This window comes from Paenibacillus sp. T2-29 (assembly GCF_052921365.1).
Window position 1 is genome coordinate 168412 of record NZ_JBREVE010000004.1, and the last position, 13525, is coordinate 181936.

The 13525-nt window shown below is 45.9% G+C and carries 12 protein-coding genes; 4 read left to right on the forward strand and 8 right to left on the reverse strand.

All coding sequences use genetic code 11. From position 1 onward, the window contains the following. Positions 1-33: 33 nt before the first annotated feature. Positions 34-990 (forward strand): sugar kinase, encoded by a 957-nt coding sequence (locus ACU1JV_RS13545; protein ID WP_013373616.1) that lies wholly within the window; start codon positions 34-36, stop codon positions 988-990. Between the two features lie 180 nt (positions 991-1170). Here ACU1JV_RS13545 and ACU1JV_RS13550 read toward each other — a convergent pair whose 3' ends face one another. Together ACU1JV_RS13550 and ACU1JV_RS13555 are read right to left on the reverse strand one after the other, a co-directional pair. Beyond that, positions 1171-2184: a LacI family DNA-binding transcriptional regulator gene (locus ACU1JV_RS13550; RefSeq protein WP_165079842.1), complete on the reverse strand. Its 1014-nt coding sequence runs from the start codon at positions 2182-2184 to the stop codon at positions 1171-1173. A gap of 289 nt (positions 2185-2473) precedes the next feature. Continuing rightward, a complete protein-coding gene (locus ACU1JV_RS13555; RefSeq protein ID WP_064961582.1) occupies positions 2474-3883 on the reverse strand; it encodes an MATE family efflux transporter in 1410 nt (469 codons plus the stop codon). A gap of 357 nt (positions 3884-4240) precedes the next feature. Between ACU1JV_RS13555 and ACU1JV_RS13560 the strand changes: the two genes are divergently transcribed. The 3 genes from ACU1JV_RS13560 (at position 4241) to ACU1JV_RS13570 (ending at position 7708) form a co-directional block, all read left to right on the forward strand. After that, positions 4241-5248 (forward strand): acrylyl-CoA reductase family protein, encoded by a 1008-nt coding sequence (locus ACU1JV_RS13560; protein ID WP_446724573.1) that lies wholly within the window; start codon positions 4241-4243, stop codon positions 5246-5248. Positions 5249-5502: 254 nt separating this feature from the next. Continuing rightward, positions 5503-6054 carry an RNA polymerase sigma factor gene (locus tag ACU1JV_RS13565; protein WP_413987164.1) on the forward strand — a complete coding sequence of 184 codons (552 nt, stop codon included), beginning with the start codon at positions 5503-5505 and terminating at the stop codon, positions 6052-6054. Next, the gene (locus ACU1JV_RS13570; RefSeq protein ID WP_413987165.1) at positions 6023-7708 is read left to right on the forward strand and encodes a DUF4179 domain-containing protein; all 1686 of its coding nucleotides are present in this window, start codon (positions 6023-6025) and stop codon (positions 7706-7708) included. The genes ACU1JV_RS13565 and ACU1JV_RS13570 overlap by 32 nt, the downstream gene beginning before the upstream one ends. A gap of 110 nt (positions 7709-7818) precedes the next feature. Here ACU1JV_RS13570 and ACU1JV_RS13575 read toward each other — a convergent pair whose 3' ends face one another. The 6 genes from ACU1JV_RS13575 to ACU1JV_RS13600 form a co-directional block, all read right to left on the reverse strand. Next, the gene (locus ACU1JV_RS13575) at positions 7819-8643 is read right to left on the reverse strand and encodes a carbohydrate ABC transporter permease (RefSeq protein ID WP_413987166.1); all 825 of its coding nucleotides are present in this window, start codon (positions 8641-8643) and stop codon (positions 7819-7821) included. Continuing rightward, entirely contained in the window at positions 8643-9509 is an 867-nt protein-coding gene (locus ACU1JV_RS13580; RefSeq protein ID WP_413987167.1) for a carbohydrate ABC transporter permease, read from the reverse strand. The genes ACU1JV_RS13575 and ACU1JV_RS13580 overlap by 1 nt, the downstream gene beginning before the upstream one ends. A 16-nt stretch (positions 9510-9525) precedes the next feature. After that, entirely contained in the window at positions 9526-10758 is a 1233-nt protein-coding gene (locus ACU1JV_RS13585; protein WP_413987522.1) for an ABC transporter substrate-binding protein, read from the reverse strand. Positions 10759-10957: 199 nt separating this feature from the next. Next, positions 10958-11725, reverse strand: coding sequence for an ABC transporter permease (locus tag ACU1JV_RS13590; RefSeq protein WP_413987168.1), 768 nt, complete (start codon positions 11723-11725; stop codon positions 10958-10960). Between the two features lie 12 nt (positions 11726-11737). Further along, positions 11738-12538, reverse strand: coding sequence for an ABC transporter permease (locus tag ACU1JV_RS13595; RefSeq protein WP_016822708.1), 801 nt, complete (start codon positions 12536-12538; stop codon positions 11738-11740). Next, positions 12535-13263: an ABC transporter ATP-binding protein gene (locus ACU1JV_RS13600; RefSeq protein ID WP_413987169.1), complete on the reverse strand. Its 729-nt coding sequence runs from the start codon at positions 13261-13263 to the stop codon at positions 12535-12537. Before ACU1JV_RS13600 ends, ACU1JV_RS13595 begins: the two co-directional genes overlap by 4 nt. Between the last annotated feature and the right edge of the window lie 262 nt (positions 13264-13525).

Sequence of the window (13525 nt, forward strand, 5' to 3'; positions counted from 1 at the left end):
GATTTAGTTTACTAAACATAAGGAGGAATTCAAATGACCGCAACATTGGATGCTGTTACCTTCGGAGAACCCATGGCCATGTTTTACGCCAATGAAGCAGGCTCTCTGGATGAGGTGCGTTCATTCACCAAAGCGCTGGCCGGAGCAGAGACGAATGTTTCGGCCGGTTTGTCGCGTTTGGGACTACGAGCCGGACTCGTGACCAAACTTGGCGAGGATACGTTCGGCAAGTTCATTGCCGATGCACTGCGTCAAGAGAAGATTGACACCCAAAATGTCATGTTTACCAAAGACCACTCTACCGGGATGCTGATTAAATCCAAAGTTACCAGCGGCGACCCTGAGGTCGAATATTTCCGCAGGCATTCCGCCGCTTCCACACTGAGCATTGCTGATTTTAACGAAGCTTACTTTGCCGGGGCTCGCCACCTGCACTTTACAGGTATTTCTGTCGCACTTTCCCCTGAATGCCGCGACTTCGCCCGACATGCAAAGCAGTTTATGAAAAAGGCAGGCAAAACAGTATCCTTCGATCCCAACCTCAGACCCAAGTTATGGCCTGACACACAAACCATGGTGGAGGCGATTAACGAAGCATCCGAGGGTTGCGACTGGCTGCTGCCAGGCATTCATGAAGGTAAAATACTAACAGGCTATACTTCGCCTGAAGATATCGCTTCGTTCTACCTCGATCGCGGCACCTCGCTGGTGATCATCAAGCTGGGAACCGAAGGCGCCTATTACAAATCCGCAGATGCAGAGGGATATGTCAAGCGTTTCCGCGTAGATCATGTCGTGGATACTGTCGGCGCAGGTGACGGCTTTGCCGCAGGTGTTATCAGCGCACTACTGGAAGGATTACCCCTGGCTGAAGCAGTCAAGCGCGGTAATGCACTTGGTGCGCTGGCTGTCATGTCAGCCGGAGACATGGACGGCTATCCGACGCGAGCCGAATTGGAATCTTTTTTGCTCAGCGCCAGCACCAATTAGTTTGGGTTCATTCCCCGCATAACCTTCACCGCTATGAGCGCAAGCTCAACAAGGCCGAATCCTAAGTCAGCCTTAACTTCCAATAGCCCGTATTCGCATTTGTACGATCTGAGCAGCATACGCATACTTAGGTCGTACAAAGGAATACGGGCTATTTTTATATATATGACATATACTCGTCTACAGCGTTTTGACGGATTCTCCCCGATGGATATCCGGCACAAATCGATAAATAATCGGGACCGATTCGCCGCCTTCCTCAATGCTGGACAGCAGCGTTTTTGCCGCCTGCTTCCCCATATCCGCAATCGGTTGTGTAATGGTCGTAATGGGCGGATTGTAAATATGGGCAAACTCCGCATCGTCAATCCCGATAATGGACAATTCTGCCGGAATACGTATACGGCGGGCATTCACATACTTCAACACCTCAGCCAACACGATATCATTCCCGGCCAACAGTGCAGTCGGCGGCTCCGGCAGTTGGAACAGTTCCTTCAATGTCTGCTGGATTTCTTCTCTTGGTACACTGTGCATATATTCTTCACGAAATGACAAGCCATGCTCCTCAAGCGCCTTCTTATATCCGCTGAGCCGCTCCACTCGTGGAGTAATCCGATTCAAGCCAAGGGGCAAAGTAATCAACGCAATTCGTTCATGCTTGTGAGCCACAAGTTCCTGAATCGCCAGCTTAATCGCCATTTCGTTATCCAGCAGCAGGCTGCGTGTATTGACACCGTCCACCAGGCGGTCCAAAAACACCAATGGATATTTTCCCCGAATGAGTTGGTTGTAAATGTCTGCATGCTTTCCTGTCGGGAAGATGATTAAGCCGTCCACTTGACGGGCCTTGAGCATCTCAATATACTGGCTTTCCTTGTCAGGGTTTTCATCGGCGTTGCAAATGATCACCTGAATGCCAAAGCGCTGCAATTCCTCCTCAATCGCACGGATAGACTGAATCGACAGCGTATAATCAATGTTGGCCACAATGACTCCCACCATAAACGTCCGGTTTTGCTTCAAGCTGCGGGCCAGCCCGTTAGGCTGATAGTTCAGCTCTTGAATAACCTCGGCGATCCGGTCCTTGGTTTGGTCGCTCATATATTTATATCGTTTGTTCAGAAATTGCGAGACCGTGCTTTTAGACACTCCCGCCTTCTGGGCAACATCTTCAATCGTTGGCTTCTTCATCGGTACACTCCTTGTCTTTCATGTACTGCGTTAGTGCAACAAAAGTATATCTTTCTTTTAGTAAATTTACCATACTTCTATTTATGAATGCCATTATGATATATTCTGAGCTTAAAACTTACCTGTGGTGCCACTTCGCCAACTCCATTTTCATATACAATTTTTGGCTCACTGCTATTTCCCCTCTATGCAGGAAAAAGAGGTAGTTCAAGATGTTCTCTTGAACTACCTCCACGTATACAACTCTATCAAAAAGCTAGGTTCCAGTTAACCCGAATGACTACTTGGATTAGTGTGCCGGAACAGGCGTTGCAGGTTGATCCGGTGTATCGTGCTCGACCAGCGAATGCTTTTCCCATAACCGGCTTCTCCAGCGGGCATACATGATGACAGCACGAGTCCATTCATCAGCAGCAATCGCCAGCCACACACCAGCGAGTCCCATATCCAGCTTGAACACCAGCAGATAACCCAGCGGCAAGCTCATGCAGACCATGGAGATCAGGCCCATAAAGACTGGGAACTTGGCATCTCCAGCAGCACGCAACGAGTTGATAATGACGATATTCGTCGTCCGTCCAGTTTCTAGCAGAATGCTAAGTAAAATAACCTGCGCACCCAAACGAATAATTTCAGGGTTTTCCGTAAACAAACCGAGTAAGGGTACACGGAAAAAGATAACCACTGCATCAATGATCACAGTCACGAGCAGCGCCCATTTCACACTGCTCAATACACGTTTATAAGCCGTATCCTTCTCCCTGGCTCCCACGAGCCTCCCCACTACAATAGCCGTTCCCATACCAACTGCCATACTGAACAAATAAATATAGCTCGAAATATTATTGGCATATTGACGTGTCGCCATCGCTTCAGCGCCCAGGTAAGTCACATACAGTGTAAATATGAGCTGACACGACTGATACATGATGGACTCCAGCGCGGATGGTACACCAATACGCAATATTTTTGTGATGAATTTTCTGGATAAATGGACGTAATATTTCCACTCGACACGGACCTCAGTTACCCGGTACATCAGCCAGAAGAAGATCAAGAGACAAATAAAGCGGCTACCTACTGTAGAAATAGCAGCACCTTCTACACCGAGTGCAGGCATTCCCCAATGCCCCAAAATCAAAACATAGTTGCCGACCACGTGGATCACGTTCATAAAAACCGATACATACATCGTTTCTTTGGTAAAACCATGCGTACGAATGGTCGCCGCCAGCGAGTTAATCAATGCCTGAAGGAAAATGGCCCCCCCGACAATACTCATATAGGATTCTGCGTAAGTCAGAATATCCCCCTGGACATTTAGCCATTGCAACATATGAGTACCAAACACAAGAAAAATCACGCTTAGCAAAAGACCTACCATTAAATTCAGAGTAATGGCCGTACCCGTCACCTGAGCCGCTTCGACAAGTTTCTTAGAACCGATATATTGAGCTACGACGATAGCAGCGCCGTTGCCGATAACCTCCAGTACAAGGATAGCGATTGAAATAATTTGATTGGACGCGCCCACACCCGACACTGCATTATCAGATACAGAACTGAGCATGAATGTATCGACGCTTCCCATTAGCATAAACAGGAACAATTCAAGGAAAATAGGCCATGTCAAACGGAACAAATTCAGTTCCTTGGCTTCGGACAATACCGAACCATTTTTTAGTGCTCTGGTTGTCATTCATTCACCTTTCTTCATAGAATATTTAATGATCAAAGGGTATGTTAGCACAGTCATTCTGGAAAATACATCCCGTTTACGTAAAATGATTTGAAAAATACGTAAGAATTCATTTATCACCTTCTTTATATTTGATTATCGAACTTTATTGAAACAAGCTGTTGCAAGAATATAGCCATAATCCGGTCCGCTCGATGTCTTGATGAGCTAAAGGGTATAATAGATTAAGAGCTTGTGAGCATTGCCGCTGACAGGACGTGCAGATTGTTGTATGCTTCCCAAGCATAATTTGTAATTTAGAAATGGATTATATAGGTCATTCATAGACTTAAACGGTAATAAAGGAGGCTTTTACAGATGACTCAATCATTTCAAGCCCTTGTCGTCGATCAGACGCAGGACGGAGAGGTTCAAGCAGAAGTACGTTCTTTGGAAACTGACAGTTTACCTGCTGGAGAAGTATTGATTCGTGTCGCTTATTCCAGCATCAATTATAAAGACGGGCTTGCCGCCCGCAAGGATGGCAATATTGTCAAATCCTATCCGTTCGTACCCGGCATAGATTGTTCGGGAACCGTCGTTTCTTCCGAGGATAGCCGTTTTAGCGAAGGACAAGCGGTACTCGTTACCGGGTACGGGCTGGGTGTGTCTCAATTCGGAGGATTCAACCAATATGCGCGCGTGCCTGCGGACTGGGTGGTTCCACTTCCCGACGGACTCACGCTGAGAGAGGCGATGATTTTTGGGACAGCCGGATTCACCGCAGCCCTGTCGTTATATCGGCTGGAGCAAAACGACGTTGCGCCGGAGAAGGGTAAGGTGCTCGTCACCGGTGCGACGGGTGGCGTAGGCGGTGCAGCCATTGCCTTGCTGCACAAGAGGGGCTACCATGTCGTAGCCAGCAGTGGCAAAGTCGAATCCCATGATTACCTCAAGGCGCTCGGAGCAGCCGATGTTATTTCGCGTGAGGAGGTTTACGACGGTGCCGAGAGCATTCGACCGCTAGCCAAGCAGCTTTGGCAAGCGGCTGTAGACCCTGTAGGCGGAAAGCCGCTCGCTTCGCTGCTCAGCCAGATCGCCTACAACGGCTCTGTTGCCGTGAGCGGCCTGACGGCAGGCACCAAGCTGCCTACGACGGTGCTGCCGTTTATTTTGCGCGGCGTAAATCTACTGGGCATAGACTCTGTCTTCTGCCCCTATGACACCCGCGTAGCGATCTGGAAGCACCTCGGCAGTGACTGGAAGCCGAAACAGCTAGAACAGCTCGTTGAGCGCGAAATTGGCTTGGGTGACCTGCCAAGCGCGCTTGAAGACATCCTGGCAGCCCGCTCACAGGGTAGAACGATTGTACGGCTGGCTGATTAAGCGGAAGGTTGTCCATAAGCTATTCGTTGACGGGTTTTTACGCGAAGGTGTGTTCATCCCGTAGGGTCTAGCAATGAAACATATAAGAAGCCTGTAAATCTGCAGTTTTGAGATTTACAGGCTTCTTTTTTTGTGTGGTACATTGGAGAAAAAGTGGGCACATCGAAGCGGACGATTTATTTTCATAACCAAATGAACCTTTTGTGAACTCCAATTGTTATATAGATAAACTGCACGAGAAAGGAGAGCCATCATTGCAAAGTAATCGAGAGTTGTTTGATCTGTATCAACGGGATGTGTACCGAACCTGCTACTACATGGTCCATAACGCCTCAGATGCTGAGGATTTAACGCAGGAAGTGTTTATTACCTTGTTTCGCAGCAATCGTGAGCACATCGAGCAACTAAAAGCCTGGATTATGAAAGTTACGGTCAATCATTGTCTGAACCATCTTAAACGCCGAAAAAGCCTACATTTGAAAGTATCGGCCAATCCCCATCTTTTTACCGGAACAGAAAACAAGCCTGTGGACAGGCAGGTGGAGGAACGCGAGTCGGCTGAGGAATGGGCTGTTTATATGAATCGCCTACCAGCCAAAATCCGCGCTGTGCTGACACTTCGCTATATGCATGATTTCACGCTGGCGGAAATATCCAAACTGCTGGAAATTCCGCTGGGAACCGTCAAATCCAGGACACACAAAGGGCTAAAGTTAATGGAACAAATACTGCGGGAGGCTGGCGCACAGATTCCCGAGCTGGAAGGAGAGAACTATGAACAACGTAGAAAAGGCATTGAAGCGTAAGCTAAATGAAGATTCGGAAATAGCCTATCCTAACTTCAATGAAATGTGGAACCGGATGGAACAGGCAGGATATACTGCCCCTACGCCAACCGATGCTTCCGATTCATTCACTCCACACCGACATAGTAATTGGCGCAAAATAGCCATCGCTGCTTCCCTGAGCGCACTTCTCGTTGCCGTTCCCGTCTATGCCGCCATCCATTATAACTGGGGCAATCTGCTGCACGGAAGAAGCGGCATTCAGACGGCACTAAATCAAGACCTTGGACAGCCGCTGGAGCAATCTGTCACCAGAGACGGGATAAAGCTGACGTTGCATACCGCTATTGTCGATGAGAATCGGACTGTGATTCTGTACAGCTTGGAGGTCGGAAAACGTACAGACAACGAGTTTTGGAATGTCAAAGGCGTATCACTTAAAAATGCTGCGGGGAAAAGCAGCGAAGGGGAGTATAGCTTCCAGCAATGGGACGAGAAAAATCAACGCTATAACGGTTACTTTGAAAGTGATTGGACACCGCAGCAAGAAACAGAGAACGTGCGGCTGACCGTAGATCATATAGAGCTCACCAGCGTTCAGGAACTGGATTTGCCGCTCGATATCAAATCACCTCAGACGCAGACTTTCAAACTGGATCGTAACGGCTTACAAGATATGAAGGTACAAGTATTTGAACAAGGTAAGGACAAGCTGATGCTGTCCTCAGCAATTACCTTCGATTCGTCCATACCAAAGGAATGGGACAATCCACAAATTATTGCCTACAAAGATGGGAAGCCTGTGAATCCTCAATCTGGAGGGGCATTTGGTACACCCGGTGAGAACGGAGAATACACAGCCCAGCAGTATTTTACTAAAGAGGATATACCAGAAGGGCAAACTACTTTTAAACTGCAATATGCACAAACCGAGAAAAGTATACATGAGCCCCTAAATTTTGACCTGCAGTTAAGCAAGAAGAAAATGGAGAGCGGTACAATAAAAAGCGTGCTGAATACCCCATTAGAGAACGGCAATCCGAATTTTATGCTGGAACAAATGATTGTCACACCGACACAAATCCGTGTCACGATCAGAAGCAAGGAGAAATTCGCCATGTTACCTTATCAAAAATATTTTCTTTCTGTGAACGGTACAACGTTAGAGGGTAGCCGTTGGTCTTTACCTGATCAGGAACACGATCTGAACACGATCCGTTTTGAGCGACCGGCCAATCTTGTGATTACCAAGGACACTCCCATTACTTTTACAGGCAAATACAAGGTTACGACCCATTCGGATGACAAAACGCCACAGCGTTTAGCTGATATTTCTGAGCAAAAACAGACGCTAACGACGCAAATCGGTGGCTATCCTGTGAAGTGGACCTACTACAAGCAAGGCTCGGACTTGTTCGTAGAAACCGAAAGTGAGGACACTCACTTTGGGGGGATTAACCAGACGCATATTGGCCTGGGGAAAGAAAGGATTATTGGCAAGCCGATCACGGCCAACTTCGCCGGAGATGGCAATAATAAGGCAGTGGATGTCTACAAGAACTTCAAGGGAAAGGAAGCTTCTATTTATATGTTCTACTATACAACAGACGACCCGGAAGCAGAGACGACCGTACCCTTGCAGCCACTGACAAGCAACAGCAAAGTATCTAAATAACAATGCTATAAAAGGAGGGTTCTCTATACCTGTGTGATTCACAGTATAGGAACCCCCTTTTTTATTTGTCTAACAAGGCACAGTCTGCGTGAAGCTGTTGTAGCTCCGCTTTACTTCACAGAACCTTGCGTAACACCATTGATAATCCATTTTTGTGCAATCAGGTAGACAATAATCATCGGCAGTAAGGCCATCAGGTACGAAGCAAAGGCCAGATTAAAGTCGGTATTGAACTGCCCCTGAAATACATACTGAACGAGCGGCAGTGTATATTGCTCCGCATCGCTAATAATAATGAGCGGCAGCAAAAAGTCATTATATGTGGACAGACAAGTGAGGATCCCTACCGTAGCACTAATCGGCGCCATCAGCGGAAATATAATACGCCAAAATGTCCCCCATGTCGTCGCGCCATCTACCGTAGCTGCCTCTTCCAATGCCACCGGTATGGAGCGAATATAACCGACATACACGAAGACATTAAACGCCAAGCCATATACCGTATGCAGCACGATAAGGCCCAACAGATTGGTCATATGGAGGCCCGAGGCCAGCTTCACAATCGGCAGCATGATGATCGGGAACGGAATAAACATGGCGCTCACAAAATAAAAATATAACCCCTTGAAGAAACGCCGCTGCATATTACGAGCAATCGCATAAGCGACCATCGAATTGGTTAGCAAAGTGAGTATGACCGTCGATGTCGTGACCATCACACTGTTCTGAAAAGCACTGAAAAAGTTGGTCATTTCCACTGCACGACTAAAATTTTCCCAATGCAGCTCGGTCGGAAAGGCAAAGGCGGAATGCGCCATCTGCTCGGGATTTTTAAGGGCAATCGTCACCGTCATATAGAGGGGAAACAGGATAAATATTGTCCCCAACGCTACCAGAATCAGCACAGGCCAGTTGGTACGTCTGCTTGTTTCCATCAGTTGTCCATCTCCCTTCTCTGGAGGAATCGCAGCTGTAAGATGGAAATGATCGCGATCACAATAAAGTAAATCACAGAGTTAGCCGACTGATATGCAAATTCCCCACCTCTAAAGCCCCCGGTGTATATCAGATGGGAAATCGACTGCGTGGCCCGTCCCGGCCCTCCGTTCGTCAAGGCCACGATCTGATCAAATACCATCAGGGAATTTTTCATCGCCAATACCATATTGATCGTAAAAAACGGAGCAATCAACGGAAAGGTAATGCTCCAGAATTCACGCCATTTACCTGCACCGTCCAGATTGGATGCCTCATACAGACTGGTCGGAATCGTTTGTAGCCCTGCCAGATAGAGAATCGTATTAAAGGCAATGCCCTGCCATACGGCTACGATGACCACTCCTACCCAAGCCAACTGCTCACTGCCTAAGATGTTTGTCGATAATGAACTGATGCCTAAGTTCTGTCCCCAGATCGTAAACACGTTCGAGAACAGGTAATTGAATATGTAACCTACGATCAACACGCTTAAAATATTAGGTAAGAAATAAATCCCGCGAAAGAAATTACGAAAACGTATTTTAGCGTTCAGCCCCATGGCAACCAGCAAGCTGAGAATATTAATCGCAATGGTAACCACAATCGCAAATTTGAAAGTAAACCAGTAAGCATTGCCCACATTGTCGTCCTGAAACAAATTAATATAGTTCTTAAACCCGACAAAGTGATACTGATGGCCGAATCCGTTCCAATTGGTGAGCGAGTAATAAAATCCCTGCAAGGCAGGTAAGGTCAAAAATATAAAAAACAATAGCACCGCCGGCACCGTCATCCAGTAAAAAGTCGTTAGTCGCTTATTCATGTCTCGTCCTCCTCCCCTATCGGCGGTTAGCTACCTTATTCCACTCCCGGTCGAGCTTGGCTAGATAGGCATCGATGTCTCCGTTTTGCAGGAACGCCTGTACAATTGAATTCAATTGGACCGCTTTGGGAATATAATGATCGGCAAAATCAATGACACGGCCTGATTTAAAATACGGCAGCAGCTCTGCCACACTCGGGTCATCCTGCGTGACTCCCTTCACCGCTGAAAACAACGTTTGTTCCGTAATGTATTGCTTGCTGTTCTCCGGTTTTAATAAGAAGGCAATGAACTCCTCCGCCTCCTTTTTATGCGGCGTGCTTTCCGAAACAGCTAAAAGCGTATCTATACCAGACACCAGCTTGACCGCCTTTGCGTCATTCCCTGTGGGTAACGGGAAAAATCCGAGTTCCACTTTCGGGTTAGCTTTGCGAATTTCAGATATAGCCCACGAGCCCTGAATGTACATCAGTCCCTGCCCGTTAGCGAAAGCACGATTACCGTCAGCATAGTTTTTGCCAAAATTATCACTATGTCCGTATTTCAGTAGCTCCAGCTGCTTTTCCGCAACCTCGCGGTACTTGTCCTGAAAGGTGACCTGATTCTCACGCCGTTGCAGGAAAAAATCAATGCCCACCAAATTCGGACCCAGTGCATTAAAAGGAAGGTTCGTTTGCCAATCATCTTTATATGTAAAATAAAATGGGATTTTACCAGCAGCCTTGATCTTTTGCGCCGTTGCAATCAGTTCATCCCACGTTTTGGGCACCTGTAATCCCATTTCCTTAAAAAGTGTCTTGTTATACATCACACCATTCGCATTCGCAGCATAAGGAATTCCATACACAGGATCGACCCCAGTCACATCCTTAAGCATTTTGAGGTAAATCGGGTCCACCGTACGTGGCAATTCTGAATTTGCGAGATCCGTAAAAATACCGCTCTGCGCCAAAATGGAGTAGGTATCTGTGGCCCCAAGCCCCACAATATCAGGCACATCGTTTTTGACAACCCGGGTCAATAACACCGTTTCTGCCTCTGGCGGATTGACCTGTGTCACTTCAATACCGGGATGTTCCTGATTGAATTGAGCGATCAGCTTATCGAACGAACCCTTGGCCTCCGGCTTGTTTTGGAAAAACTCAATTTGCACCTTGCCTGAATTGTCACTCCTATTGCATGCGCTTACAATGATCACTAGCAGCAAGATCGCCGCTAGTGTAGACAGTCTTTTGACCCCATTCCACATGCTCATACCTCCTTTTCCCCTATGTCAATCTATGCGGGACTAGACAATTAATACCCGTCCCTTGCAGAAAAGAAACGATACACCGGATGCAATTACCGCCACGAAGTCCAACACCGTTCGTATAAAAAAAGATCCAGCTAACCTTCAAACGGTCGCTTGGATCTTTTTTATTTGTATAGTGTCAACTGCAAAATCTATGTTAAAAAATTCGTTTTTGCCACCGTACACAACTAATAATAATGCACACCACCAACATTCCCCCTGTACACACCCAAAATTCAAATGAATTTTGGACCCTTAGAGCAAGTAATATTTCCCGAAACGGGTCCATTAACATAATGAGCGGTCTAGACAATTTAAAGAGAAATGCAGATAAAACCAGAATTGATAAATAAGCAAACAGGGGTCGAGATATAAATAAGCATACGGCACTGCTCAACATGAGCTTCACCAAACAAACGATAAACAGGATGAGATAAAATGCGAGTATGTAGGTTATGGCATCAGATGAGGTAGAAGGTGTTGATGCACCATATTTTAAGAAAGTAGAGCTATGCGGGAAAAGAAACCATCCTGCAATCACGCTTATAAACAAACCTGTCCCAACGAAAATGACCGTCGTGACCGATAGTGCGAGCATCTTGGCCAGCCAAAACTGCAAACGACGGTACGGACGCAACATGTAGAGCCTATACGCCCCTGAATAAAGATCACCACTCAACTGATCCACATACAGGATAGGCAACATCGCCAAAGTTAGAAATAAAGCAACCTCACTCATCATCAGCCATGGCAGGTTTAAATTGTTGACGAGCATGGTTCCTTCACCAAAACGGAAGATCTTTGTTCCCGTCATTTTATAACTCCATATAATCGCTACAATTATTAATATATAGGCTACGTACAACGAATAAGTGGACTTCCGCTTCCAAATTCGTTCCATTTCACTGTGCCAAATTCCCAGCATCAAGCAATCCCCCTAACACAAATAATCATCGGCTACAAAGCGGCGATATGCCCCCCATGTAAACAAGACAAGATATACACTTACAACGGTAATGATGGCCCCGTTCACAGATAAACTTCCGATTAAAGAATTATTCAATCCCGTATGCTGCAGATATGGAATAATCATAAATGTGACCACATCATATAGGTATGGAACATGAGAAACAAAGGATGCCAATTTTAGATACAGCGGATCAAATAACAGAGAAGCCAAATTGTATACCATGCAAATACCAATAGCATATGTAACACTCTTGCTATACATAGCAAAAAAGCAATACAAGGAACTTATAGCTAATAGAGAAGCAAATGCCCAGCCATAGTATTCAAGGATGCGCAGCAATCGAACTCCAGACAGACCTATATCACTTAAATCATATGAAAATTTCCATACTTCAGCGATCACCTGTGAGGATAAGGCATATATAATGAGAAGAAGTAAGATAGAAACATTCAAAACCAGCAGCTTGCTCCAAAAAATCTGACCACGGGTAAATCGACGCATGAATAATAGCCGTAGCCGTCCACTTTGAAATTCCTCAGTAAACACAGCAGCAGCTAAAGCAGCCACAGCACTGTTGCAAAATAAATATAAATTCTCCTGCAGACTGGTGACGATAAAATTCTGGTGTAGCACCTCTATTGGAACATTCCGAGTACGCAAATAATATAATCCTGTCGAATAGGCTAGCACAGGTGTGCACAAAACCATAAGCCAGAACCACTTTCGCTTCCACAATCGTTCGAATTCACTGTGTATCAATCGCTTCATAATCCCATTAACCCCATAAAGGCATCCTCCAGACGTTGGCCTTCCTTTATCAGCTGATCAGTAGCCCCCTGCCAAACTAGCCTGCCCTCTTTAATTACGATAAGTTCATCGCACATCTGTTGCAATTCGTCCAGCAGATGACTGGAGATAAAAAAGGCATAATTGGCCGAGTTACGCAAACCAAGCACAATATCACGCAGTTCTCTCATCCCCATGGGATCAAGACCATTAGACGGTTCATCCAACAACAAAAGCTCCGGAGTACCCAGCATGGACTGTGCAATACCTAGTCTTTGCTTCATTCCAAGCGAATAGGTTTTTACCTTGTCGTCGCCCCGCGTTTCTAATCTCACCTTTGTAAGCAACTCTTCGATATGTGCCTCCCGATCTGAGGATGCAATTTCAGAGTGCAGCCGTGATAAATTACGTAAAACCTGCCTGCCTGTCATATAATCAAAAAAGACCGGAGATTCAATAATGGCCCCCACCTTGGACAGCGCTTTTTCCCGGTCCGTATGTACATTATATGAAGCTATCTGTACAGAGCCGCTGGTTGGCTTCATTAATCCAGTCATAATACGCATCATTGTTGTTTTGCCCGCTCCATTGGGTCCGATGAATCCATAAATCTTCCCTTTCTGAAGCTTGAATGAAATATTATTTAATAAATTTCTTTTCCCCATTTTTTTTGTTACCTGATTGACCTCCAGCAAGAAGTCCGACATATCGTTCCCTCCATCGTATAATTGATAGGCATGATATTAATATGGATAAGCCCATTTAATATTGGTTAACATCGCGTGCACAAATTAGAAAGTATCATATGTTGCGAAATGTAAACGAATTACTTTATATGTAAAATAAAAATATAAAAAATCATTAATACCAATTTATTTTAATATATGGTTATTCTTTTTCCAATCTCTCATTCTCTTTACCATACAAAAATACCCCTCAGTAGGCGTACTACCTCAGGGCTATCCTTTA